Source organism: Micromonospora sp. Utrum1 (genome assembly GCF_057197805.1).
Window position 1 is genome coordinate 585,973 of the sequence record NZ_CM170071.1, and the last position, 24,740, is coordinate 610,712.

The window sequence follows — 24,740 nt, forward strand, 5'->3', positions numbered from 1 at the left end:
TGCAGCGGAGCGGAGCCCCGCAGTCGCGAACGGAGGGCAGGCGCAGTGACGGCACCGAACGACAAGAACAACGACGGCGGCGTGCCGGTCCCGACCACCCCGGCCGGCGCCAGCAGCACCGCCCCGGCGGAGTACCCGCCGGCCAGCCCGGCCGGGCGCGGCATGTTCGGCAACCAGGGCACCGGCGACGTTTCCGGCTACGGCGGCCTGGTCCGCCAGCGCAAGCCGATCGAGGAGGCCGCCCGGCCGTACGGGGGCTACTTCGACGAGGTCCGCGACGCGCTGGAGGAGGCGTACCCCCAGTTCGGCGACGCGATCGAGAAGGTCGTGGTCGATCGGGGCGAGCTGACCCTGCACGTCCGCCCGGAGCGGATCGCCGAGGTCTGCCAGGTGATGCGCGACGACCTGGCGCTCCGCTTCGAGCTCTGCTCGTCGGTGTCCGGAGTGGACTACCTGGGCGCGGAGGGGCGCCGGCTGCACGTGGTCTACCAGCTCACCTCGATGACCTACCGGCGCCGGGTCCGGCTGGAGGCCGCGGTCTCCGCCGAGGACCCGCACCTGCCGAGCGTCACCGCCGTCTACCCGACCGCCGACTGGCAGGAGCGGGAGACGTACGACATGTTCGGCATCGTCTTCGACGGCCACCCCAACCTGACCCGGATCCTCATGCCGGACGACTGGGAGGGGCACCCGCAGCGCAAGGACTACCCGCTCGGCGGCATCCCCGTCGAGTACAAGGGTGCGGAAATCCCGCCGCCGGACCGTAGGAGGTCCTACCAGTGACCACGTCGAACTACGCGACCGAGCGCGAGACGACCGAGGGCAAGGTCTTCACCGTCACCGGTGGGGACTGGGACCAGGTCGTCTCCGGCACGGACCCGATCAACGACGAGCGGATCGTCGTCAACATGGGTCCGCAGCACCCGTCCACGCACGGCGTGCTCCGGCTGATCCTGGAGCTGGAGGGCGAGACGGTCCGCGAGGCCCGCTCGGTCATCGGCTACCTGCACACCGGCATCGAGAAGAACCTCGAATACCGCAACTGGGTCCAGGGCTCGACCTTCGTGACCCGGATGGACTACCTCTCCCCGCTGTTCAACGAGACGGCGTACGCGCTCGCGGTGGAGAAGCTGCTCGGCATCACCGACGAGGTGACCGAGCGGGCCACCACCATCCGGGTGCTGATGATGGAGCTCAACCGGATCTCGTCGCACCTGGTCTGGCTGGCCACCACCGGCATGGAGCTGGGCGCGATCAACATGATGTTGTACGGCTTCCGCGAGCGGGAGTACATCCTCGACATCTTCGAGACCATCACTGGCCTGCGCATGAACCACGCGTACGTGCGGCCGGGCGGCGTCGCGCAGGACGTGCCGGACGACGCGATCGTCAAGATCCGCGACTTCCTCAAGCTGATGCCGAAGAAGCTCAAGGAGTACGAGGACCTCCTCTCCGGCCAGCCGATCTGGATCGAGCGGACGAAGAACGTGGCGGTCCTCGACGTGACCGCCTGCCTCGCGCTCGGCGTGACCGGTCCGGTGCTGCGCTCCGCCGGCCTCGCCTGGGACCTGCGCAAGACCATGCCGTACTGCGGCTACGAGACGTACGAGTTCGACGTGCCGACGCACACCGACGGCGATGTCTGGGGCCGCTACCTGGTCCGGCTGGCCGAGATCCGCGAGTCGCTGAAGCTGGTCGAGCAGGCCCTCGACCGGCTCAAGCCGGGCCCGGTGATGGTGGCCGACCGCAAGATCGCCTGGCCGGCGCAGCTCGCCATCGGCGTCGACGGCATGGGCAACTCGCTGGAGCACGTCGCCAAGATCATGGGTCAGTCGATGGAGTCGCTGATCCACCACTTCAAGCTCGTCACCGAGGGCTTCCGGGTCCCGCCGGGCCAGGTGTACGTCGCCGTCGAGTCGCCCCGCGGCGAACTGGGCGTGCACGCGGTCTCCGACGGCGGTACCCGGCCCTACCGGGTGCACTACCGGGAGCCGAGCTTCGTCAACCTCCAGGCCCTCCCGGCGATGGCCGAGGGTGGCCTGATCGCCGACGTGATCGCCGGTGGCGCCTCGCTGGACCCCGTGATGGGTGGTTGTGACCGATGACCGTTTTCACTGAACAGACCCGGGAGCGGGCGCGGGAGATCATCGCCCGGTACCCGGCGGACCGGTCCCGCTCGGCGCTGCTGCCGCTGCTGCACCTGGTCCAGTCCGAGGAGGGGTACGTCTCCCCGGCCGGGGTCGAGTTCTGCGCCGAGGTGCTCGGCCTGAACAAGGCCCAGGTCGGCGCGGTCGCCACCTTCTACACCATGTACAAGCGCAAGCCGACCGGCGACTACCTGGTCAGCGTCTGCACCAACACGATGTGCAACGTGCTCGGCGGCCAGGAGGTCTACGACACCCTCGCCGAGCACCTGGGCGTCGGGCACGACGAGACCACCGCGGACGGGAAGATCACCCTGGAGCACGCCGAGTGCCTGGCGGCGTGCGACTACGGCCCGGTCATGACGGTCAACTACGACTTCTTCGACAACGTCGACCCGCAGGGCGCGCTCGGCGTGGTGGAGGAGCTGCGGGCCGGCGGCCGGCCGATGCCGACCCGGGGCGCCCGGCTCTGCACCCTCAAGGAGATGGCCGTCCAGCTCGCCGGCTTCGCCGACGAGCGGGACGGCGCGGTGGCCGACGGCGGGCCCGGCGAGCCGACCCTGCGCGGCCTGCGCCTGGCCGAGCAGCACGGCATCTCGGTGCCGGGCTTCGACCCGAACACCCCGATCCGCAGCAAGGCCGAGGCCGACAAGGCCGCCGCCGAGGCGAAGGCGAAGGCGGAGGCCGCCAAGCCGGCCCCGGCCGAGGCCGCCGCCGCTCCGGTCAAGGGTGGCGACGGAGCGTCCGCCCCGACCAGGGCGGCCGGCGTCGCCGAGCCGGCGAAGCCGGAGGCAGCCGCCGGCAGCACCGCGCCGGACGTCAAGGCGCCGGACGACAAGTCGCCGCAGGTGCGTACCGCCGAGACCCGGCAGCCGGACGCGGGCACCGCCGTGCCGGACGCCCCCGGCACCAAGGTCCCGACGGACGCCACGGCGCCGGCGCCCCGCGACGCCCAGGCGGCCGAGGCCGCCGGCGCGGCGGCCAACCCGCCGGCCGGTGACGGCAAGCCCGCCGGCGACGAGGCCGGGGCGCAGCAGCGCAACCTCAACGAAGCGTCGTCGGGCCGCAATGGCACGACCCCGGCGGACGCGAGCGGAACGGGGGTCCAGAAGTGACCGCTCCTCGGCCGGAGACGCTGGCCAAGCTGACGCCGGTGCTCACCAAGCGCTGGCTGTCGCCGGACGCCTGGCGGATCGGCACCTACGAGAAGCTGGACGGCTACGCCGCCCTGCGCAAGGCGCTCAAGGCGCACCCGGACGACCTGATCCAGCTGATCAAGGACTCCGGGCTGCGTGGCCGCGGCGGCGCGGGCTTCCCGACCGGCCTCAAGTGGGGGTTCATCCCGCAGGGCGACGGCAAGCCGCACTACCTCGTGGTGAACGCGGACGAGGGCGAGCCGGGCACCTGCAAGGACCTGCCGCTGATGACCCACGACCCGCACTCGCTGGTTGAGGGCGTCATCATCGCCTCATACGCGATCCGGGCCAACCGGGCGTACATCTACATCCGCGGTGAGGCCGTGCACGCCGCCCGCCGGCTGCGCAACGCCGTGCGGGAGGCGTACGCCAAGGGCTACCTCGGCCGGAACATCCAGGGCACCGGCTTCGACCTGGACCTGGTGGTGCACTCCGGCGCCGGGGCGTACATCTGCGGTGAGGAGACCGCGCTGCTGGACTCGCTGGAGGGCTTCCGGGGCCAGCCCCGGCTGCGCCCGCCGTTCCCGGCGACCCACGGCCTGTACGCCAGCCCGACCGTGGTGAACAACGTCGGCACCATCGCCAGCGTGCCGTACATCGTGCTGGGCGGCGCCGACTGGTGGAAGACCATGGGGACGGAGAAGTCGTCCGGCCCGATGATCTACTCGCTCTCCGGCCGGATCGCCAACCCGGGCCAGTTCGAGTGCTCGATGGGGATCACGCTGCGCGAGCTGATCGAGCTGGCCGGCGGCATGCAGCCCGGGCACAACCTGAAGTTCTGGACCCCGGGCGGCTCGTCGACGCCGCTGCTCACCGCCGAGCACCTGGACGTGCCGCTGGACTTCGAGGGGGTGGCGGCGGCCGGCTCGATCCTGGGCACCACGGCCACGCAGATCTTCTCCGACCAGGACTGCCCGGTGTACGCGACCTACCGGTGGCTGGAGTTCTACCACCACGAGTCGTGCGGCAAGTGCACCCCGTGCCGCGAGGGCAACTACTGGATGGTCCGGGTCTACCGGCGGATCCTCTCCGGTCAGGGCACCCACGAGGACCTGGACACCCTGCTCGACACCTGCGACAACATCCTCGGCCGCTCGTTCTGCGGCCTGGGTGACGGTGCGACCAGCCCGGTGACCTCGTCGCTGAAGTACTTCAAGCAGGACTACCTCGACTACATCGAGGGACGTACCGCGCCGAAGCTCTCCGAGAAGCAGCTGGTGGGAGCCCACTGATGACCGACGTAGCAAAGCAGACCGAGACCGTCACCCTGACCATCGACGGCGTCCAGGTCACCGCCCCCAAGGGGGCGCTGCTGATCCGGGTCGCCGAGCAGTTGGGCACCGAGATCCCGCGGTTCTGCGACCACCCGCTGCTGGCCCCGGCCGGCGCCTGCCGGCAGTGCCTGGTGGAGGTGGAGGGCCAGCGCAAGCCGGTCGCCTCCTGCACCCAGACGGTGGCCGACGGCATGGTGGTGCGGACCCAGCTCACCTCCCCGGTCGCCAAGAAGGCCCAGGAGGGGGTGATGGAGCTGCTGCTCCTCAACCACCCCCTGGACTGCCCGATGTGCGACAAGGGCGGCGAGTGCCCGCTGCAGAACCAGGCCATGTCCACCGGCCGCACGGACTCCCGGTTCCACGAGCACAAGCGGGAGTACCCCAAGCCGCTGCCGATCAGCACCCAGGTGCTGCTCGACCGCGAGCGCTGCGTGCTCTGCCAACGCTGCACCCGGTTCTCCGAGGAGATCGCCGGCGACAAGTTCATCGACCTGATGGGCCGGTCGTCCGCCGAGGAGATCAACATCTACCGGGACGACGCGTACGGCGAGGAGGGCGATGCCGGGGACGTCCCGTTCAACTCCTACTTCTCCGGGAACACCGTGCAGATCTGCCCGGTGGGCGCGCTGACCGGCGCGCAGTACCGGTTCCGGGCCCGCCCGTTCGACCTGGTCTCCACCCCCAGCGCCTGCGAGCACTGCGCGGCCGGCTGCGCCCAGCGCACCGACTGGCGCCGCGGCAAGGTGCTGCGCCGGCTGGCCGGCGACGACCCGGCGGTGAACGAGGAGTGGAACTGCGACAAGGGTCGCTGGGGCTTCCAGTACACCCGCGCGTTCGACCGGCTCACCACCCCGCTCGTGCGGGACGGCAAGACCGGTGAGCTGCGCGAGGCGTCGTGGAGCGAGGCGCTGACCCGGGCCGCCGAGGGGCTGCGCGCCGCCCGGGACGGCGGGCACGGCACGGCGGTGCTGACCGGCGGCCGGCTCACCGTCGAGGACGCCTACGCGTACGCGAAGTTCGCCCGGGTCGCGCTGCACACCAACGACATCGACTTCCGGGCCCGCCCGGTCTCCCGCGAGGAGGCCGACTTCCTGGCCAGCAGCGTCGCCGGAGTCACCGACGTGACCTACGCGGACGTGGAGAACGCGCCCGCCGTGGTGCTGGTCGGCCTGGAGCCGGAGGAGGAGTGCCCCATCCTCTTCCTGCGGCTGCGCAAGGCGTACCTGAAGAAGAAGCTCACCGTTTACGCGCTCGCGCCGTTCGCGACCAGTGGCCTGGAGAAGCTCGGGGCCAAGCTGGCCCGGGTGGTGCCGGGCGAGGAGGCCAGCGTGCTGGCCGAGCACACCACGGTGGCCGAGGCGCTGAGCCAGCCGGGCGCCATCCTGATCGTCGGCGAGCGGCTGGGCGCGGTGCCCGGCGGCCTCTCCGCCGCGGCGGACGTGGCCCGGCGTACCGGGGCCAAGCTGGCCTGGGTGCCGCGGCGCGCGGGTGACCGGGGCGCGGTCGACGCGGGCTGCCTGCCCAACCTGCTCCCCGGTGGCCGCGTGGTCACCGAGCCGGCCGCCCGCGCCGAGCTGGGCGAGGCGTGGGACATCCCGGCCGGGGTGATCCCGAGCCAGGCCGGCCGGGACACCGACGGGATCCTCACCGCCGCGGCGAACGGTCAGGTCGGCGCCCTCGTGGTGGCCGGCGTCGACCCGGCCGACCTGGCCGACCCGCGCCTGGCCGAGCAGGCCCTGGACGCGGTGCCGTTCCTGGTCAGCCTGGAGCTGCGGATGAGCGCGGTGGCCCGCCGGGCCGACGTGGTCCTCCCGGTCGCCCCGGTGGTCGAGAAGGCCGGCAGCTTCCTGGACTGGGAGGGCCGGCTGCGCACCTTCGAGAAGGTGCTGGAGACCGAGGCGATGACCGACGGCCGGGCGCTCGACGCGATCGCCGCGCAGCTCGACGTGCGGCTGGGCACCGGCGACGTGCAGAGCGTCCGCCGGGAGCTGGGCGCGCTGCCGCCGACCCGGGTGGACCGGCCGTCCGCTCCGTCGGTCGAGCCGGCCACCGTGCCGCAGCCCGGCGCCGGCGAGGCCGTGCTGGCGACCTGGCACCAGCTCATCGACCTGGGCAGCCTCACCGACGGCGACGAGCACCTCGCCGGCACCGCCCGCCCGCCGGTGGTCCGGCTGGGCAAGGGCACCGCCGAGGCGCTCGGTGTCGCGGACGGCGACCCGGTGACCGTCGGCACCGACCGCGGCGCGGTCACCCTGCCGGCGGCGATCACCGAGATGCCGGACGGCGTCGTCTGGCTGCCGACCAACTCACCCGGCTCGACCGTCCGGCGCAGCCTCGGCGCGACGTCCGGCGAGGTCGTGCAGGTCTCGGCCGCGGCGGTCGCCGCGGACGCGGCCGGCCGTCCGGGTCCGCTCCTCAACACCGGGAGTGCCCAGTGAACACCGTCATCCTCGCGGCGCAGGACCCCACACTCGCCGACTTCGGCAAGGACCCGTGGTGGCTGGTCCTCGGGAAGATCGTCTTCGCGTTCGTCTTCGGCCTGCTGGCCACGCTGCTCGGCGTCTGGTTCGAGCGCCGGGTGGTCGGCCGCATGGCGGTGCGGCCCGGCCCGAACCAGGTCGGCCCGTTCGGCCTGCTGCAGACCCTCGCGGACGGCCTGAAGATGGCGTTCAAGGAGGACATCCTCCCGCGCACCGCCGACAAGGTGGTCTTCTTCTTCGCGCCGACCATCTCGGTGATCTCCGCGGTCACCGCGCTGTCGGTGGTGCCGTTCGGCCCGAAGGTGAGCATCTTCGGCCACTGGACGCCGCTGCAGGTCACCGACGTGTCGGTGGCGGTGCTGGTGATCCTCGCCTGCTCCTCGATGGGCATCTACGGCATCGTGCTCGGCGGCTGGGCCTCCGGCTCGACGTACCCGCTGCTCGGCGGTCTCCGGTCCAGCGCACAGATGATCTCCTACGAGGTCGCCATGGGGCTGAGCATCGTGGCGGTGTTCATGACCGCCGGCACGATGTCGACCAGCGGGATCGTCGCCGCACAGGGCGACGCCACCCAGCTCACCATCGCCGGCCAGCAGATCCCGGCCCCCGGCTGGTACGCGATCCTGCTGCTGCCCAGCTTCGTCATCTTCTTCATCGCCATGGTCGGTGAGACCAACCGAGCGCCGTTCGACCTGCCCGAGGCGGAGTCGGAGCTGGTCGCGGGCTTCATGACCGAGTACAGCTCGCTCAAGTTCGCGCTCTTCATGCTCTCCGAGTACGTCTCGATGGTGACCATGTCCGCGGTCACCACCACGCTCTTCCTCGGCGGCTGGCGGGCACCCTGGCCGATCACCCTATGGTCGGGCGCCAACTCGGGTTGGTGGCCGATGCTCTGGTTCTTCGGCAAGGTCATCATCCTGGTCTTCGTCTTCGTCTGGCTGCGGGGCACCCTGCCCCGGCTCCGCTACGACCAGTTCATGCGCTTCGGCTGGAAGGTCCTGCTGCCGATCAACCTGGTCTGGATCCTGGTGCTGAGCGGGCTCCGCTCGATCGAGGACTGGCAGACCAAGGACCGGCTGCTCGCCACCGGCATCGCCGCGGGCCTCCTGCTGCTGGCCACGCTCTTCTGGCCGACCCGGAAGAAGGCGCCGAGGGCACCGCTCCAGGAGCAGGTGAACAGCCGTCCGCACGGCAGCTTCCCGCTGCCGCCGATGGATCTTCAGGTTCCGCCGAGCCCGCGCACCAAGCGCGTGGTCGCCGAGCGGGAGCCGGCCAACGTCGTCGCCGGCTCCGAGTCAGGGGAGGTGTGACGTGGGCGCGATCACCGGAACGTTCAAGGGCTTCGGGGTCACCTTCTCGCACATGTTCAAGAAGGTCGTCACCACCGACTACCCGTTCAAGCCGCCGGTCTCGGCGCCGCGCTACCACGGGCGGCACATCCTCAACCGGCACCCGGACGGGCTGGAGAAGTGCATCGGCTGCGAGCTGTGCGCCTGGGCCTGCCCGGCGGACGCGATCTACGTGGAGGGTGGCGACAACACCGAGGAGCAGCGCTTCTCCCCGGGTGAGCGGTACGCCAGCGTCTACCAGATCAACTACGCCCGGTGCATCTTCTGCGGGCTCTGCATCGAGGCCTGCCCGACCCGTTCGCTCACCATGAGCAACGAGTACGAGCTGGCCCGGGACAACCGGCAGGACCTGATCTTCACGAAGGAGCAGCTGCTCGCGCCGCTGCTGCCGGGCATGGAGCAGCCGCCGCACCCGATGCGGCTGGGCGACAGCGAGAAGGACTACTACGTCGGCGCGCTGACCAACCCGGGCACCTCGGCCGGCGCCGAGCACTCGCCGATGGGCCCGGGCCGGTACCAGGTGGAGGAGCACCCCGGCGTGACCTTCCCCGGCGCCGAGCAGGCCGCTCAGCGGGCCGAGGCGGGCAAGGGAGCAGGAGCATGACCAGTCAGACGGTGCTCGCCGCGGCGGGCCAGGTGTCCGGGGGTGAGGAGGTCACCTTCTGGATCCTCGCCCCGCTGGCCCTGATCGGGGCGATCGGCATGGTCTGGGCGCGCAACGCGGTCCACTCGGCGCTCTGGCTGGTGCTGACCATGCTCTGCCTGGGCGTGTTCTACGTGCTCCAGGCCGGGCCGTTCATCGGCATGGTGCAGATCATCGTCTACACCGGCGCGATCATGATGCTGTTCCTGTTCGTGCTGATGCTGGTCGGCCGGGACGCCTCCGACTCGCTGATCGAGACGCTGCGCGGCCAGCGGGTCGCCGCGGTGGTGCTCGGGCTCGGCTTCGCCGGCCTGATCGGCTCCGGGCTCTACCGGGCGCTGGAGGGCGTACAGGCGGTCGGTCTGGACCGGCCGAACGCCGAGGGCAACGTGCAGGGCATCGCCCGGCTGCTCTTCACCAAGTACGTCTTCGCCTTCGAGCTGACCTCCGCGCTGCTCATCACGGCCGCGGTGGGCGCGATGGTGCTGGCGCACGTGGAGCGGCGCAAGGAGGACCGGATGGACCAGGTCGCCACCATGAAGGCCCGGTTCCGCCCCGGCAACTACCCCGGCCCGAAGCCCGGACCGGGCGTCTTCGCCACGTCGTCCTCGGTGGCCACCCCGGCCCGCCTGCCCGACGGCCGGCTGACCGACCGCAGCATCCCGGAGATCCTGCCGGTCCGCGAGCTGACCGCCGAGGAGAACACGCTGAAGGGGACAGAGCGGTGAGCGCGAGGAGTGCAGCGGAGCGGAGCCCCGCAGTCGCGAACGAAAGGCTGGCTCAGCGATGACCCCGGACTACTACCTGATCCTCGCGGCGGTGCTGTTCACCATCGGCGCCGTCGGCGTGCTGATCCGGCGCAACGCCATCGTGCTGTTCATGTGCGTCGAGCTGATGCTCAACGCGGCCAACCTGACGCTGGTCACGTTCAGCCGCATCAACGGTGACCTGAACGGTCAGATCATGGCGTTCTTCGTGATGGTGGTGGCCGCGGCCGAGGTCGTGGTCGGGCTCGCGATCATCATGTCGATCTTCCGGACCCGACGCTCGGCGAGCGTCGACGACGCCAACCTGCTGAAGTACTGAGGGGCCTCCGGTGGAAGAAACTGTGGAATTCGCCCAGGCCAGCGGGCTGTTGGGCAGTGTCTGGCTGCTGGTGGCCATCCCGCTGGTGAGCGCGGCGATCCTGCTGCTGCTCGGCAAGCGGGCGGACCGCTGGGGTCACTGGCTGGGCGTGGCGGCCATCGGCGCCGCCTTCGTGCTCGGCCTGACCTACTTCTTCCAGCTGCGTGGCCTGGAGAACAAGCAGGTCGAGCAGAGCCTCTGGCAGTTCATCACGGTCGGCGACCTGAAGGTGGACTTCGGTCTGCTCTTCGACCCGCTGGCCGCGGTCTTCGTGCTGCTGATCACCGGGGTGGGTTTCCTGATCCACCTCTACGCGGTCGAGTACATGGCGCACGACGAGGGCCGGCGGCGGTTCTTCGGGTACTTCAACCTGTTCGTCGCCGCGATGCTGCTGCTGGTGCTCGGCAACAACTACGTGATGCTCTACTTCGGCTGGGAGGGCGTCGGCCTGGCGTCGTACCTGCTGATCTCCTTCTGGTACGGCCGGCCGAGCGCGGCCACCGCCGGCAAGAAGGCGTTCCTGATGAACCGGGTCGGCGACGCCGGCCTGGCCATCGGCATCTTCGTCATGTTCGCCATGCTCGGCACCACCCAGTACGACGAGGTCTTCAACGGCGTCGGCGCGCTGAGCGGCACCACCGTGCTGGTGCTCGGCCTGCTGCTGCTGCTCGGCGCCACCGGCAAGTCCGGCCAGTTCCCGCTCCAGGCGTGGCTGCCGGACGCGATGGAGGGCCCGACGCCGGTCTCCGCGCTCATCCACGCGGCGACCATGGTCACCGCGGGCGTCTACCTGATCGCCCGCTCCAACCCGATCTTCTCGGCCGACCACACCCTCCAGCTCGTGGTGGTCAGCGTCGGCGCGGTCACCCTGCTGATGGGCTGCCTCATCGGCGCCGCCAAGGACGACATCAAGCGGGTGCTGGCCTGGTCGACGGTGAGCCAGATCGGCTACATGTTCCTCGGCGTCGGCCTGGGCGGCGCGGCGTACGCGCTGGCCATCGTGCACCTGCTGGCGCACGGCTTCTTCAAGGCCAACATGTTCCTCGGCGCCGGTTCGGTCATGCACGGCATGAACGACCAGGTGGACATCCGCCGCTTCGGCAACCTGTCGAAGTACATGAAGGTCACCTGGCTGACCTTCATGATGGGCTGGCTGGCCATCATCGGCATGTTCCCGTTCTCCGGCTTCTTCTCGAAGGAGCCGATCATCGTGGCCGCGTTCGAGCGGGAGGGCTGGACGGCATGGCTCTTCGGCATGGCGGCGCTGCTCGGCGCCGGGCTCACCGCGTTCTACATGACCCGGCTCTTCGTGCTCACCTTCCACGGCCCGGCCCGCTGGACCGAGGACATCGAGCACCCGCACGAGTCGCCGAAGCTGATGACCATCCCGCTGATCCTGCTGGCGATCGGCTCGGTCGCGGCGGGCTTCCTGCTCGCCACGTCGGTGCCCGACTGGCTGGAGGCGACCGCCGGCCTGGGCGGCCAGGAGGAGGGCCACGAGGCCGTCCTCGCCCACTGGCTGATCACCACGCTCTCGCTGCTGGTGACCGTCCTCGGCGCCGGGCTGGCCTGGTTCCTGTTCCGCAACGGCACGGCCACCGAGCCGCAGCCGGCCGGCGTGCTGGTCACCGCCGCCCGCCGGAACCTCTACACGGACGCCGTCAACGAGGCGGTCTTCGAGAAGCCGGGCATCTTCCTCACCCGGGCGCTGGTCTTCCTCGACAACCGGGGCGTCGACGGGCTGGTCAACGGCCTCGCCGCCGCGGTGGGCGGGGGCTCGGGCCGGCTCCGGCGGCTGCAGACCGGTTTCGTGCGGTCGTACGCGACCTCGATCCTGACCGGCGCGCTGCTCGTGGTGGCGGCGTTCCTGGCGGTGCAGGCGGGGTGGCTGGCGTGATCGACCTCAACGGGGCCGCCCCCGCCGGCGGGCCACGCAGTCACGACGGAGGTAAGGCCGAATAATGTCCAACTTCCCGTTCCTCTCGGTGCTGACCGTGGCGCCGCTGCTCGGCGCCCTGGTCGTGGCGCTGCTGCCGCGGCGCAACCCGGACCTGGCCAAGCTGGTGGCGTTCGGCTGGTCGCTGCTGGTGCTGGTGCTCTCGGTGGCCATGTGGATCACCTTCCAGGCCGACGGTGACCGGTTCCAGTTCCGCGAGTCGTACGCGTGGATCCCGAACTGGGGCGTCAACTTCACCTTCGAGGTGGACGGCATCGCGCTGGTCATGCTGATGCTGATCGCGATCCTGGTGCCGCTGGTGATCCTGGCGTCGTGGCACGACGCCGAGTCGTCCAAGCGCTCGGTGCCGGTCTACTTCGCGCTGCTGCTCGTCCTCGAGTGCACGATGATCGGCGTCTTCGCCGCCGCCGACGTCTTCCTGTTCTACGTGTTCTTCGAGGTCATGCTGGTGCCGATGTACTTCCTCATCGGCAGCTACGGCGGCCACCAGCGGCAGTACGCCGCGGTGAAGTTCTTCCTCTACTCCCTGGTCGGCGGCCTGTTCATGCTCGCCGCGGTGATCGGCCTCTGGGTGGTCGGCGGCAAGACCTTCGACTGGCAGGCGCTCAGCCAGGCCGAGTTCGCCACCGACACGGCCCGCTGGCTCTTCCTCGGCTTCTTCCTCGCGTTCGCCATCAAGGCGCCGTTCTTCCCGTTCCACACCTGGCTGCCGGACGCCGGTGGCGCGGCCCCGGCCGGCGCGGCGGCGCTGCTGGTCGGCGTGCTGGACAAGGTCGGCACCTTCGGGATCCTGCGGTACTGCCTGCCGCTCTTCCCCGAGGCGTCGAGGTGGTTCGCCCCGTGGGCGCTGGCGCTCGGCGTGATCGGCATCATCTACGCCGCGCTGCTGGCAGTCGGGCAGAACGACCTCAAGCGGCTGGTGTCGTACACCTCGATCGCGCACTTCGGGTTCATCGGGGTCGGCATCTTCGCCTTCACCACCCAGGCCGGCACCGGCGCGGTGCTCTACATGCTCAACCACGGCCTGGCCACCGGCCTGCTCTTCCTGGTGGTGGGCATGCTGATCGCCCGCCGGGGCTCGGCGCTGATCAGCGACTTCGGCGGCGCGGGCAAGCTCGTGCCGGTGCTCGCCGGGGTGCTCTTCTTCGCCGGTCTCGCCTCGCTGGCGCTGCCCGGCACCGCGCCGTTCGTCTCCGAGTTCCTGGTGCTGATCGGCACGTTCACCACGAACAAGCCGGTCGCGGTGATCGCCACGCTCGGCATCATCCTGGCCGCGGCCTACGTGCTGTGGATGGTGCAGCGCACCACCCAGGGCACCCTCAACCCGGCCCTGACCGAGGTCGACGGCATGCGCCGCGACCTCAGCCTGCGCGAGAAGATCGTGGTCGCCCCGCTGATCGCGCTGATCGTGCTGCTCGGCTTCTATCCCAAGCCGGTCACCGATGTCATCAACCCCGCCGTCCGGGCGACCATGCAGGACGTCGGCAAGACCGATCCCGCCCCTGAGGTCGGCAGCGTCCAGGAGGCCGCGAAGTGACCGAGCTCAAGTTGCCGTCGATCGACTACGCGGCGCTCGCTCCCATCCTGATCATGCTGGGCGCCGCCCTGGTCGGCGTCCTGGTCGAGGCGTTCGTGCCGCGCCGCCTGCGCAACGCGGTGCAGCTCGGCCTGGGCCTGCTGGCGGTGTGCGCCGCGCTGGCCATGGTCATCTTCAACGCCGACGACCGGCTGATCACCGCCGGCCAGGCCATCGCGGTGGACGGGCCGACGCTCTTCCTCCAGGGCGCCATCCTGATCCTGGCCGCCATGGCGCTGCTGCTGATCGGCGAGCGCACGGTGGAGCGGGGCGGGGCCTTCGTGGCCCACGCCGCGGTCACCGCCGAGTCGGCCGACGACCGCCGGCAGGCGGACGGGATGGGCGGCACCACCGAGGTCTACCCGCTGGTCACCTTCGCCATCGGCGGCATGCTGATCTTCGTGGCGGCGAACGACCTGCTGACCATGTTCATCGCCCTCGAGGTCTTCTCGCTGCCGCTCTACCTGCTCTGCGCGCTGGCTCGCCGCCGGCGGCTGCTGAGCCAGGAGGCCGCGCTGAAGTACTTCATGCTCGGCGCGTACGCCTCGGCGTTCTTCCTCTTCGGCGTGGCCCTGATCTACGGCTTCACCTCCGGGATCCCCGGCCGGGGCGCGGGCGTCGACTTCGCCACGGTGCACGCCGCGGTGGCCGAGTCCTCGTCCAGCCCGGTGCTGCTCTTCGCCGGCATGGCGCTGCTCGCCATCGGCCTGCTCTTCAAGGCCGCCGCCGCCCCGTTCCACGTCTGGACCCCGGACGTCTACCAGGGCGCGCCGACCCCGGTGACCGGCTTCATGGCCGCCTGCACCAAGGTCGCCGCGTTCGGCGCCCTGCTGCGGGTCTTCCACGTCGCCTTCGCCGGTGCCTCCTGGGACTTCACCCCGGTGCTCGGCGCGGTGGCGGTGCTGACCATGCTGGTCGGCGCGGTGCTGGCGGTCACCCAGACGGACATCAAGCGGCTGCTGGCGTACTCGTCGATCGCGAACGCGGGCTACCTGCTGGTGGGCGTGCTGGCGCCCAGCAAGGAGGGGCTCTCCGGCACGATGTTCTACCTGGTCGCGTACGGCTTCTCGGTGCTCGCCGCGTTCGCCGTGGTGACCCTGGTGCGGGACGCCGACGGGGAGGCCACCCACCTGTCCCGCTGGGCCGGGCTGGGCCGCCGGTCGCCGTTCTTCGCGGCGATCTTCACGTTCATCCTGCTGGCCTTCGCCGGTATCCCGCTCACCAGCGGGTTCACCAGCAAGTTCGCCGTCTTCGCCCCGGCGCTGGACGCGGACCAGGCCTGGCTGGTGATCGCCGGCGTGCTGACCAGCATGGTGCTGGCCTTCCCCTACCTGCGGGTCGTGGTGATGATGTGGCTCTCCGAGCCCGGCGACGCCACCCCGACGGTCACCGTGCCGGGCGCGCTCACCTCGGCCGCCCTGGTCATCGGTGTGCTCGCCACGCTGGTTCTGGGGGTCGCCCCGGCGCCCCTGCTCGACCTGGCCAACGGTGCCGCCGAATTCGTGCGATGACCCACGTTCCACCCCGGGGGCCGGTACGCCGCAGCGTGCCGGCCCCCGGTCGTATCCCCCTCGCCGGGCAGGTCGAACGGGTGTGGCATGGTTGATGGCGTGGTGATTCCGGCTGGCGAGCGTTCAGGTGCCACCGGCCCGGGCGGTCGTCCGGGCCCGGGCACGGGTCAGTTCGGCGCGCTCGGCCTGCACCTCGCCGATCCGCGCGTCGAGGCGTCCGTGCTGGGCCTCCTGGAGCGGGTCGAGACCGACCTGCGGGCCAGCGTGGCCAGCGCCGACCCGCTCGTCACCGAGGCGGCCCGGCACCTGGTCGAAGCCGGCGGGAAGCGGTTCCGCCCGCTGCTGGTGGCGCTCGGCGCCCAGTTCGGCGACCCGGACGGCGCGCAGGTCGTGCCCGCCGCCGTGATCATGGAGCTGACCCACCTGGCGACGCTCTACCACGACGACGTCATGGACGAGGCGGCCGTGCGCCGGGGCGCCCCGAGCGCCAACTCCCGCTGGACCAACTCGGTGGCCATCCTCGTCGGCGACTACCTCTTCGCCCGGGCCGCCGACATCGCGGCCGACCTCGGCCCGGAGGCCGTACGCCTGCAGGCGCGCACCTTCGCCCGGCTGGTGCACGGGCAGATCGCCGAGACGGTCGGCCCGCGCGGCACCGATCCGGTCGCGCACTACCTGCACGTCATCGCCGAGAAGACCGGTTCGCTCATCGCCACCTCGGCCCGCTTCGGCGGCATGTTCGGCGGGGCGTCCGCCGAACACATCGAAGCCCTGGCCGGCTACGGCGAGATCATCGGCGTGGCCTTCCAGCTCTCCGACGACCTGCTGGACATCGCCAGCGAGTCGGTGCAGTCGGGCAAGACGCCCGGCACCGACCTGCGCGAGGGCGTGCCCACCCTGCCGGTGCTCTACGCGCTCGCCGCCGACGACTCCGACGCGGCCAGCGTCCGGCTCCGGGAGATCCTGGCCACCGGCCCGCTGGTCGACGACGCGCTGCACGCCGAGGCCCTCGGCCTGCTCCGCGAGTCCCCCGCGCTCAAGCGCGCCCGGGAAACGGTCCGCAGTTACGCCGAGGACGCCCGATCCCGCCTCGCCCCGCTCCCCGAGGGCCCGGCCCGCCGCGCCCTCGAATCCCTCTGCGACTACATCGCCGACCGCACCAGCTGACCTCCTGGCCCGGAGCGTGCCAGCAGCCGGCTGCCGGTGAGCATGAACAGGGCGGCGAGGAGCATGGCCCCCGCCGCGGTGGCCCACATCGCCGGGTAGCCGGCCGTGTCGGCGATCGTGCCGAGGCCGAGCGGTCCGAGGCAGCCGCCCGCGTACACCCCGGTCTGGGTGATCGAGGTGGCGGCGGCCGGGGCCTGCGGGTGGAGCCGGACCACCGCGAAGTTCATCAGCCCGGGCCAGGCCCAGCCGAGGCCGAAGCCGAGCACCACGCCGGCGACCAGCGGCACCGGACCGGCCACCGCCAGCAGCACCAGCCCCACCGCGCCGACCACCAGCATCCCGGCGATCAACGCGACGTGCCCGGTCTCCCGGCGGTCCGCCAGCCAGCCGGCGCCCACCCGGGCCGCCACGCAGACCGCGCTGCCCAGGGTGAGGGTGAGCCCGGCCAGCGCCGGGGACAGCCCCCGGCCGGCCGCAGAGTCGACCACGAAGGTGCCCAACGCGTTGGCCGCGGCTGCCGCCAGGGTCGCCGCCACGCCGACCACCACCAGCGCCGTCGTGGCCCGGCCCGCCCGGCCGGCGGCGGCACGCCGGACCCGGCCCCGCTCCGCCGGGGGTACGGCCGGCAGCGCGGCCAGCGCCGCGAGGGCGGCCACCACGAACGCCCAGCGCCAGCCGGCGGTCAGCGCGACGGTCGGCACCGCCGCGCCGGCGAGCAGGGTGGAGACCGGGATGGCGGCCTGCTTCACCCCGAAGGAGAGCCCCTGCCGGTGGGCCGGCACGTGCCGGGCCAGCGCCGCGTTGCTGGCGAGCTGGCCGAGGGCGTTCGCGGCGGCGCTGAGCGCGAGCAGCGCCACCAGCAACGGGTACGACCGGGCCAGCCCCGCCACGGCCAGCAGGGAGCCGGCGGAGAGCAGGATGCCGGCGCGGGCCACCACGGCCGGCCCGTACCGCTCGACCAGGGCACCGGAGGGCACCGAGGCGAGGGCGCTGACGCCGAAGTAGACCGAGACGGCCAGGCCGAGCCCGGCGGGGGTGAAGTGGAGGTCGTCGCCCATCTGCACGGCGAGGCCGCCGACCAGGAAGACGGGCAGGACGCAGGCGATCGTGGTGGCGATCGCGCCCGCGTTGATCCGGACGGTACGCCGGGGCGCGGACGCGGCGGGGTGCAGCACGGTTTCAGTCATGGCCCGACCAACCTACGCCGACCACGTTTCGGCAGCTGACGGTGTCTGTCGGTGCACGGTCCGTGCCCGGTGATCTGGCATCCTCGATCCGAACAGGCATTTCGCACTCGGCCTGTTTTTCATATGGTGTAAGTCCCCGGCGGCGGAGGTGGTTGTGCGTGACCCCTTGGCGGAACCTTCGGACCTGATCCGAAGTGTCTCCCGCGCGCTACGAGTGCTCGAGTCGGTCGGCCGTGCGCCGAAGGGGCTCACCGTCAAGCAGATCGCCCGCCGCTGCGAGCTGACCGTCGCCACCACCTACCACCTGGTGCGCACGCTGGCCTACGAGGGCTACGTGATCCGCCGGGAGGACGGCACGTACATCGTCGGGCTGGAGGTCGCCGACCGCTATCGCGAGCTGGTCACCGCGTTCCGCGGGCCGCCGTCGGTCGGGGAGGCGCTGCGGCGGGCCGCGACGGACACCGGCTGGAGCCACTACCTGGGCCGCTTCGTGGGCGGCCAGGTCGCGGTCACGGCGGTCGCCGAGGGGCCGCGCTCGCCCTACCTGGAGGACCTGGTGCCGGGCTTCGACGAGGGGGCGCACGCCACCGCGCTCGGCAAGAGCCTGCTCGCCACCCTCACCGCCGAGCAGCGCTTTCGCTACCTGCGGGAATACGGCATGCGCCCGTTCACCGGCGCCACCCTCACCAGCATCGAGGCGTTCGAGGCCGACCTGGCCGCCGGCGACCGGCGCGGCATGCAGTTGGAGCTGGGGCAGTTCCGGCAGGGAGTGGCGTGCGCGGCGGTGCTGGTCACTCCGGACAAGGACATCGAGCGCCGGGTGGTGCTGGCCTGCGCGCTGCCGGCCAGCGAGATGATGACCTCCGCCCGGGTGGTCCGGGCCAAGCTGCTCACCGTCGCCCGCGCGGTCGCCGACGGCATCGCCGCGGAGACCTGACCGGGGCGGTCGAAGGACCCCTTCCCGGCGGGGGGAAGAGGCCCTTCGAGGACGGGCCCAAGGCCGGAGCGACCCGGGGTGGATCACCCGGGTACGCATACCGGCCGGACGCTGCCAGGGCGCGGTGAGCGGGCACCGGCGGGAACCTGAACCGGACGTGAACAGCTGCGACGTGACCTGCGGCTGAACCGTTCGGCGTCCCGGCCCGTATGAACGGGCGAACGCATCGCCGGTCTCCCCGCCGCCGGAAGCGAGGTACCGCCATCAGCGACCACGACGCCCAACTGCTGCGCGCGCTGCACGACGAGCATGCCGACGCGCTCTTCGCGCACGCCCTCCGGCTGGTCAACGGCGACCGGTCGCGCGCCGAGGACCTGGTGCAGGAGACGCTCCTCCGGGCCTGGCGGCATCCCGAGTCGCTGGACCCGCGGCGCGGCTCGGTCCGCGCTTGGCTCTTCACCACGGCGCGGAACCTGGCCATCGACGCCTGGCGCCGGCGGTCCACCCGGGTCGGCGAGGTCTACACCGACGAGCTGCCCGAGCCTGCCGAGACGGTCGACGAGACGGAGCGCGCGGTGGAGGCGTGGACCGTGGCCGAAGCGCTGAACCGGCTCAGCCCCACCCACCGCGAGGTGCTGGTCGAGTGCTTCTATCAGGGGCGGTCGGTGGCCGAGGCGGCCAGCCGGCTCGGGGTGCCGCCGGGCACGGTGAAGTCCCGCACCCACTACGCGCTGCGCTCACTACGGTTGGTGCTGGCCGAAATGGGGGTGACCGGATGACCCGCTGCGAGTTCGCGCACGACGACGGCGCGTACGTGCTGGGCGCCCTCGCCCCCGCCGAGCGGGCCGCCTACGAGCGGCACCTGGCCGGCTGCGCGTCCTGCCGGGAGGCGGTGGCCGAGATCGCCGTGCTGCCCGGCCTGCTGGGCCGGCTCGACCCGGCCGGGCTGGAGCAGTTCCTGCCGTCCGCCACGGAGACCTCCCGGGTGCCCGCGCTGCTCGACGCCGCGCGGGACCGCCGGCGCCGCGAGCGGTCCCGGTCCCGGCGACGGTACGCGCTGACCGCGCTCGCCGCGGCCGTGCTCGCCGTGCTGGCCGGCGTCGGGGTGTCCCTGGTCCGCCCGCCGGCCGCCCCGCCGCCGACGGCGACGACCGCGACGGCGACGCCGACCGCGACGGCGCAGGTGGACATGACGGCCATGCGGCCGGTCGCCGGCCCGGTGCCGCTGCACGCCGAGGTCGCCCTGACCGACAAGAGGTGGGGCACCGAGGTCACGATCCGCTGCGGGTACGACCAGCGCGCCGGTCACCGTGAGGCGTACACCTTCCGGCTGGTGGCGCACGGCCCGGACGGTGCGACGGAACAGGTCGGCACCTGGCTGGCGGCCCCCGGCGACAACGTCCGCGTCGTCGGCGCCACCCACTTCACCCACGGAGAGCTGGTGCGCCTCGAACTGGTTCGCGCCGACGGCACTCCGGTCCTCGCCTACGACGCCCGCTGAGGCGCGGTCAGCGGGCCCCGGCGGGCACCGGGGTGGCGGCCCGCGCCGCGGCGCGGGTCCGGCGGGTGTGCCGGAGGGCGTCCACGGTGAACACCACGAGGGCGAGCCAGACCAGGGCGAACCCGGCCAGCCGGGCCGGCGGCATCGGCTCGTGGAAGACCAGCACGCCGCAGCCGAGCTGGAGGATCGGCGCGAGGTACTGCAACATGCCCAACCCGGTCAACGGCAGGCGGTTGGCGGCCCCGGCGAAGAGCAGCAGCGGGATCGCGGTGGCCGCGCCGGCCAGCACCAGCAGCACGGTGTGCCCGGAGCCGTGCCCGAAGGTCGCGTCACCCTGCCGGCCCAGCCAGCCGAGGTAGGCCAGCGCGGGCAGGGCCAGCACGGCTGACTCGACGAAGAGGCCCTCCGCGGCAGGCAGCCCGAGCCGCTTCTTGACCAGCCCGTAGCCGGCGAAGCTGAAGGCCAGCACGAGGGCCAGCCAGGGCAGCCGGCCGTAGTCGACGGTCAGCACCGCCACCGCGAGACCACCCACGCCGAGCGCCGCCCACTGCGCCGGGCGCAGCCGCTCGCGCAGCACGAAGACCCCGATCAGCACCACGACCAGCGGGTTGATGAAGTAGCCGAGGGCGGTCTCCACCACCCGGTCGGAGTTCACCCCGTAGATGTAGGTGCCCCAGTTGACCGCGATGAGCGCGGCGGCGGCCGTGATGGCGGCCAGCGCCCGGGGCCGCCGGGCCAGCGCCCGCAGGAAGCCGATGTTGCGCATCGCGGCCAGCAGCAGCGCCACGAAGAGCACCGACCAGACGATCCGGTGCGCGAGGATCTCCACCGGCCCGGCCGGGCGGAGCAGCTTCAGGTAGATCGGAAAGAAGCCCCAGAGCAGGTAGGCGCCGAAGCCGTAGAGGTAGCCGAGACGGGTCTGGTTCACGCCTCCACCGTAAGTGGTGATCCGGCGCTTTGCTCCTTTCCGGTGAGCTGGGTCACCCGCTGGTCGTACTCCATCCAGCGGCCCGGCTCGACCGGCGCGAAGCCGACCTTCGCGTAGACCCCGTGCGCGTCGGCCGTGGCCAGCAGCAGCCGGCGTACACCCCACTCGGCCAGGTGGTCCCGGGCCGCGCCGGCCAGCCACGTGCCCAGCCCCCGGCCCCGCTCGGCCGGGTCGACGTAGACGTCGCAGAGCCAGGCGAAGGTGGCCCGGTCGGTGACCACGCGGGCCACCGCGACCTGCCGCCCGTCCCCGGGCCGGTAGACGCCGAAGCCGATCGATCCGGCGAAGGCCCGCCCCACCGTGTCCCGGTCCCGCCCGAGCGCCCAGTACGCGTCCGTGGAAAGCCAGTGGTGCACCCGGTCCAGGTCGAGCCGGTCCGGATCGGTGCTGAGCAGGTAGCCGTCGGGGCGGGTCAGGGTGAACACCCCTCCGACCCTAGTTTCGGCCCGACCCCGCCTCGCCAGCCAATTCCCGCCCACTGGCCTGGACCGGCGGGCGGGAATCGGCGGGTGGTGCGGCTCAGTCGCGGTCGAGGACGGCGCCGAGGATCCAGGTGACGACGCCGACGAAGAGCGCGCCCAGCACACCGGCCGGCCAGAAGCCGTCCACGTGGAACGGCAGCCCCGCCTCACCGGCGATCCAGCTGGTGAGCAGGAAGAGCAGGCCATTGACCACCAGGGCGATCAGGCCGAGGGTCAACAGGTAGAAGCCACAGCCGACGGTCTTGATGATCGGCTGGAGCACCGCGTTGACCACTCCGAAGATCACCGCGACGAGCACCAGCGTGGTCACCGTCTCGGTGGCCGAATCCGAGTCCAGGGTGATGCCCGGGATGAGCAGCGTGGCCAACCAGAAGGCCACGGCCGTCGAGCCCAGCCGGATCAGAAGACCCTTCAGAAAATCCATGGCCGGGATCGTGCCATGCCGCGTCGACTCGCGGAACCCGTGCCGGCTCAGTGGCGGGCCGGGCGACCGACCAGTTGCGACTCGATCGGCGTCGGCGAGAGCAGCGCCCAGCGCAGCGCCCGCCGGTTCACCACGGCCACCATGTCGTCCCGAATCCGGGTCAGCCAGTCCGCCGAGCCGCCGAGGCCGAGCGCGGCGCCGGCCAGCGCCGCCTCGCCGGGGTCGAGCGGTTGCAGGATCGCCAGGTCGGCGCGGGCCAGCGCGGCCGTGTCGGCCGGGGTCAGCTCGTCGCGGACCACCAGGACGGACTGCCAGGCCGCCGCCGGGCCGACCTCGGGCGGCACCGGGCCGGCGTCGACCACCAGCATCAGGGGGTGCAGCGGGGACCCGGGCGCACCGCCGACCGGTCGCCCCGGCGGCACCAGCGGCACCGCGCCGCCCGGCGCGCCGACCCCGCGGACGAACGGCTCCCAGACCCGGGGCCGGGTGGTCTGCACCGCCACCCGCGCGCCGAGCGCCAGTGCCCGCAGGGTCAGCAGCTGGGCCGCGCGTACCCCGCCGACCAGCAGCAGCCGGGTCGTCGTGGGGCGGAACAGGCGTACGGTCAGCGCGCCACCGTGCCGGTTGGCGCCCACCATCAAGCCGGACTCGCCGAGGGCGAACTCCAGGGCGGTCAGCTCGGGCCCCGCCGGGGGCGCGGCCGCCCGGGCGACCGCCAGCGGCAGGGTGGCGGCCAGCCCGGCCAGGTGCTCGCCGTCCAGTCGGCGCAGCTCCGCGCCGAGATCCCCGGCGAGGCGGTGCAGCGCCCGCTCGGCCACCGACAGCTCCGCCGCGGTGCGGGCGGCCAGGCGTACGGTCAGCTCGGCCGGCACGGGCGCGGAGTTCGCGCCGGCGCGCGGACCGACGCAGAGCGACACGGTGGTGGCGGTGGCCGGCAGCGCCAGCAGCCGGGGCACCAGCCGCCGCGCGGCGTCGGTGCGCGGATCGGGCCAACGGCGCAGCCGCCAGGTGGTCTGCGGCAGCCCGCCCAGGGTCACCGCCGCCCAGCTCTCCCGGACCGGAGCCCCGGCGTCGTGGTGAGCCAGTTCGGCCACCACGCGCAGCGCCGCGGGACCGCCGAGCGGGCGGCCGGTGAGCGGACCGAGCCGGCGAACGATCCGCCGGACCGTGCCGGACAGCGCCCGGCGCAGCTCCTCGTCCGACCAACCGTCGGTCCGGAGCGTCCGGACGGCCAGCACGGCCCGGGCCCGACCCGCCAGCCGCCCGTCGGTGAGCTGACGGTACGACGTGCCGGCCGTGCCCGCCCCGGCTGCGGGCGACGGCGCGGGCGACGCGGAGAACAACAGCTGGATCCGGACCGGTGGGCTATCCGGTCCCGCCGGGGGCAGCAGGGCGATCGGTTGCGGCAGCTCCCGCGGGCCGTCGCCGAGCAGGTCGTCCGGGTCGCCGATCTCCAGCAGCGCGGTCATCCCGGCGGCGTCCTCCAGCACCGCCGCCGGGCCGCCGGCCAGCTCCGCGGCGCGCACCGCCGCCCCGGGGCAGGACAGCTCCAACAGGGCCGCCGGCCCGGCGGCCGCCGGGAGGGCACGGTGGCGCGCCAGGTAGGCCGCGCCGACGGCGAGCCACTCGAAGAGCCATCGGCCCCGGAACCGGGCCCAGGCGGCGGGCAGCAGCACCGCCGCCAGCAGCAGGGCGGCCGCGGTCACCAGGACGCCCCGGCCCACGGTCGCGACCAGCGCGGCGACCGCTACCTGTGCCGTCACCACCTGCCCCGCCCGGACCAACGGTGCCGGTCGGGCCGTCCACTGTGGTGCGCAAACGGCGGTGGGCGTCGGCCGGTCGGTGGTGGTCGCGCTCACCACACCTCCCCCGCCCGTTCGCCGGGTGACGCCGCCGTGGCTCATCGTAGAGCTTCGTTTGTCCACAGGGGAGTCCGAGGGGTAGCAGAACCGGAGTCGGACCGCTACCGTCAGCGACGAGTTCCGTCGAGTGCGCCCGCCGTCCCCTTCCCCCCTTCTCCGGCGGGCGCGCTCCGGCGAGTCCACGGTGGTCGCTCCCGGCGACCAGCCACGACCGAGGAGACGAGGTGACCTCCGGGTGTCCCAGACCCAGGCAGAAGCCGCGGTGATGCAGCAGACCGCCGCGAAGTTCGAGCAGGTTGACCAGTCGTTGCAGACCATGCTCAGCGGCCTGATGGCCGAGCTGGAGGTGCTGCAGCAGGCCTGGCGGGGCGCCGGCGGGCGCTCCTTCGGGCAGGTCAAGCAGCAGTGGGCGCAGGATCAGGCGGCCCTGCAGCGGGCGCTGCGGGAGACCGCGACCGCGATCCGCACCGCCGGCCAGCAGTACGACGTGTCCGACACCGAGGCCGCCGGGCGGGTGTCGGGCACCAACCGCGGCATCCAGCTGCCCCTCTGACGCACGGGAAGGACCGACCGATGGACCACGGTGTGCTGGTCGTCAATTTCGCCGCCCTGCACCAGGCGGGCGCGGACATCCAGAGGGCGCTGACCACCCTCGAGAGCCAGCTCGGGCAGCTCGAACGCGACGCTGCCCCGCTGGTGGCGAGCTGGTCCGGCGAGGCCCGCGAGGCGTACGAGCAGCGCCAGGCCCGCTGGCGGGCCGCCTCGCAGGATCTCCAGGCCATGCTGCGCGACATCAAGCTGGCCGTGGAGGACTCCGCGGCCGACTATCTCGACACGGAGAAGCGGAACGTCAACCTGTTCCAGTGATCCGCCGACGGGCGGCACGGGTGGCTCCCGCCCGTGCCGCCCGTCGCTTTGCCGCACGGGATCACGCCCG

Annotated in this window: 23 protein-coding genes; 18 read left to right on the forward strand and 5 right to left on the reverse strand. The window is 72.4% G+C overall.

What is annotated here, in order from left to right:
• Nucleotides 1-45: 45 nt before the first annotated feature.
• The 13 genes from AC0OLQ_RS02915 (at nucleotide 46) to AC0OLQ_RS02975 (ending at nucleotide 16,422) form a co-directional block, all read left to right on the forward strand.
• Complete coding sequence (locus AC0OLQ_RS02915) at nucleotides 46-783, forward strand: NADH-quinone oxidoreductase subunit C (protein WP_357332499.1); 738 nt, start codon at nucleotides 46-48, stop codon at nucleotides 781-783.
• The gene (locus AC0OLQ_RS02920) at nucleotides 780-2,105 is read left to right on the forward strand and encodes an NADH-quinone oxidoreductase subunit D (RefSeq protein ID WP_091261235.1); all 1,326 of its coding nucleotides are present in this window, start codon (nucleotides 780-782) and stop codon (nucleotides 2,103-2,105) included. The genes AC0OLQ_RS02915 and AC0OLQ_RS02920 overlap by 4 nt, the downstream gene beginning before the upstream one ends.
• Nucleotides 2,102-3,259 (forward strand): NADH-quinone oxidoreductase subunit NuoE, encoded by a 1,158-nt coding sequence (gene nuoE / locus AC0OLQ_RS02925; RefSeq protein WP_484530086.1) that lies wholly within the window; start codon nucleotides 2,102-2,104, stop codon nucleotides 3,257-3,259. Before AC0OLQ_RS02920 ends, nuoE begins: the two co-directional genes overlap by 4 nt.
• Nucleotides 3,256-4,572, forward strand: a complete 1,317-nt coding sequence (gene nuoF, locus AC0OLQ_RS02930) for an NADH-quinone oxidoreductase subunit NuoF (RefSeq protein WP_357332503.1) — start codon at nucleotides 3,256-3,258, stop codon at nucleotides 4,570-4,572. The genes nuoE and nuoF overlap by 4 nt, the downstream gene beginning before the upstream one ends.
• On the forward strand, nucleotides 4,572-7,052 hold the full coding sequence (locus AC0OLQ_RS02935; RefSeq protein ID WP_484530087.1) for an NADH-quinone oxidoreductase subunit G: 2,481 nt from the start codon (nucleotides 4,572-4,574) through the stop codon (nucleotides 7,050-7,052). The genes nuoF and AC0OLQ_RS02935 overlap by 1 nt, the downstream gene beginning before the upstream one ends.
• The gene (gene nuoH, locus AC0OLQ_RS02940; RefSeq protein ID WP_484530088.1) at nucleotides 7,049-8,404 is read left to right on the forward strand and encodes an NADH-quinone oxidoreductase subunit NuoH; all 1,356 of its coding nucleotides are present in this window, start codon (nucleotides 7,049-7,051) and stop codon (nucleotides 8,402-8,404) included. The genes AC0OLQ_RS02935 and nuoH overlap by 4 nt, the downstream gene beginning before the upstream one ends.
• A gap of 1 nt (nucleotide 8,405) precedes the next feature.
• The gene (nuoI, locus tag AC0OLQ_RS02945; protein WP_466068319.1) at nucleotides 8,406-9,047 is read left to right on the forward strand and encodes an NADH-quinone oxidoreductase subunit NuoI; all 642 of its coding nucleotides are present in this window, start codon (nucleotides 8,406-8,408) and stop codon (nucleotides 9,045-9,047) included.
• Nucleotides 9,044-9,814 (forward strand): NADH-quinone oxidoreductase subunit J, encoded by a 771-nt coding sequence (locus AC0OLQ_RS02950; RefSeq protein ID WP_484530089.1) that lies wholly within the window; start codon nucleotides 9,044-9,046, stop codon nucleotides 9,812-9,814. The genes nuoI and AC0OLQ_RS02950 overlap by 4 nt, the downstream gene beginning before the upstream one ends.
• Nucleotides 9,815-9,872: 58 nt before the next feature.
• Entirely contained in the window at nucleotides 9,873-10,172 is a 300-nt protein-coding gene (gene nuoK, locus AC0OLQ_RS02955; protein WP_073834091.1) for an NADH-quinone oxidoreductase subunit NuoK, read from the forward strand.
• A 10-nt stretch (nucleotides 10,173-10,182) separates the two neighbouring features.
• Complete coding sequence (nuoL, locus tag AC0OLQ_RS02960) at nucleotides 10,183-12,108, forward strand: NADH-quinone oxidoreductase subunit L (protein ID WP_357332512.1); 1,926 nt, start codon at nucleotides 10,183-10,185, stop codon at nucleotides 12,106-12,108.
• A 64-nt stretch (nucleotides 12,109-12,172) separates the two neighbouring features.
• Complete coding sequence (locus AC0OLQ_RS02965) at nucleotides 12,173-13,705, forward strand: NADH-quinone oxidoreductase subunit M (RefSeq protein ID WP_484530090.1); 1,533 nt, start codon at nucleotides 12,173-12,175, stop codon at nucleotides 13,703-13,705.
• Entirely contained in the window at nucleotides 13,702-15,255 is a 1,554-nt protein-coding gene (gene nuoN, locus AC0OLQ_RS02970; protein WP_484530091.1) for an NADH-quinone oxidoreductase subunit NuoN, read from the forward strand. Before AC0OLQ_RS02965 ends, nuoN begins: the two co-directional genes overlap by 4 nt.
• Before the next feature lie 87 nt (nucleotides 15,256-15,342).
• Nucleotides 15,343-16,422, forward strand: a complete 1,080-nt coding sequence (locus AC0OLQ_RS02975; protein ID WP_484530092.1) for a polyprenyl synthetase family protein — start codon at nucleotides 15,343-15,345, stop codon at nucleotides 16,420-16,422.
• On the opposite strand, the gene AC0OLQ_RS02980 is transcribed toward AC0OLQ_RS02975, so the two are convergent.
• Nucleotides 16,398-17,609, reverse strand: a complete 1,212-nt coding sequence (locus AC0OLQ_RS02980) for an MFS transporter (protein ID WP_484530093.1) — start codon at nucleotides 17,607-17,609, stop codon at nucleotides 16,398-16,400. The two genes, AC0OLQ_RS02975 and AC0OLQ_RS02980, sit on opposite strands and share 25 nt — an antisense overlap.
• 154 nt (nucleotides 17,610-17,763) lie before the next feature.
• Between AC0OLQ_RS02980 and AC0OLQ_RS02985 the strand changes: the two genes are divergently transcribed.
• The 3 genes from AC0OLQ_RS02985 to AC0OLQ_RS02995 all read left to right on the forward strand — a co-directional run bounded on the left by AC0OLQ_RS02985 (nucleotide 17,764) and on the right by AC0OLQ_RS02995 (nucleotide 20,047).
• Entirely contained in the window at nucleotides 17,764-18,546 is a 783-nt protein-coding gene (locus AC0OLQ_RS02985) for an IclR family transcriptional regulator (RefSeq protein ID WP_357332522.1), read from the forward strand.
• Nucleotides 18,547-18,755: 209 nt separating this feature from the next.
• Nucleotides 18,756-19,325: a sigma-70 family RNA polymerase sigma factor gene (locus AC0OLQ_RS02990; RefSeq protein ID WP_484530094.1), complete on the forward strand. Its 570-nt coding sequence runs from the start codon at nucleotides 18,756-18,758 to the stop codon at nucleotides 19,323-19,325.
• Nucleotides 19,322-20,047 (forward strand): anti-sigma factor family protein, encoded by a 726-nt coding sequence (locus AC0OLQ_RS02995; RefSeq protein WP_484530095.1) that lies wholly within the window; start codon nucleotides 19,322-19,324, stop codon nucleotides 20,045-20,047. Before AC0OLQ_RS02990 ends, AC0OLQ_RS02995 begins: the two co-directional genes overlap by 4 nt.
• A gap of 7 nt (nucleotides 20,048-20,054) precedes the next feature.
• On the opposite strand, the gene rarD is transcribed toward AC0OLQ_RS02995, so the two are convergent.
• The 4 genes from rarD to eccE form a co-directional block, all read right to left on the reverse strand.
• On the reverse strand, nucleotides 20,055-20,975 hold the full coding sequence (rarD, locus tag AC0OLQ_RS03000) for an EamA family transporter RarD (protein ID WP_484530096.1): 921 nt from the start codon (nucleotides 20,973-20,975) through the stop codon (nucleotides 20,055-20,057).
• Nucleotides 20,972-21,460 carry a GNAT family N-acetyltransferase gene (locus AC0OLQ_RS03005; protein ID WP_484530097.1) on the reverse strand — a complete coding sequence of 163 codons (489 nt, stop codon included), beginning with the start codon at nucleotides 21,458-21,460 and terminating at the stop codon, nucleotides 20,972-20,974. The genes rarD and AC0OLQ_RS03005 overlap by 4 nt, the downstream gene beginning before the upstream one ends.
• A gap of 94 nt (nucleotides 21,461-21,554) precedes the next feature.
• The gene (locus AC0OLQ_RS03010) at nucleotides 21,555-21,941 is read right to left on the reverse strand and encodes a phage holin family protein (protein WP_484530098.1); all 387 of its coding nucleotides are present in this window, start codon (nucleotides 21,939-21,941) and stop codon (nucleotides 21,555-21,557) included.
• 47 nt (nucleotides 21,942-21,988) lie between these two features.
• A complete protein-coding gene (gene eccE, locus AC0OLQ_RS03015) occupies nucleotides 21,989-23,704 on the reverse strand; it encodes a type VII secretion protein EccE (protein WP_484530099.1) in 1,716 nt (571 codons plus the stop codon).
• 334 nt (nucleotides 23,705-24,038) lie between these two features.
• Here eccE and AC0OLQ_RS03020 point away from each other — a divergent pair, with 334 nt between their 5' ends.
• Together AC0OLQ_RS03020 and AC0OLQ_RS03025 are read left to right on the forward strand one after the other, a co-directional pair.
• Nucleotides 24,039-24,356 (forward strand): WXG100 family type VII secretion target, encoded by a 318-nt coding sequence (locus AC0OLQ_RS03020; protein WP_357332536.1) that lies wholly within the window; start codon nucleotides 24,039-24,041, stop codon nucleotides 24,354-24,356.
• 20 nt (nucleotides 24,357-24,376) lie between these two features.
• Entirely contained in the window at nucleotides 24,377-24,670 is a 294-nt protein-coding gene (locus AC0OLQ_RS03025; protein ID WP_154229589.1) for a WXG100 family type VII secretion target, read from the forward strand.
• The last annotated feature ends 70 nt before the right edge of the window (nucleotides 24,671-24,740 follow it).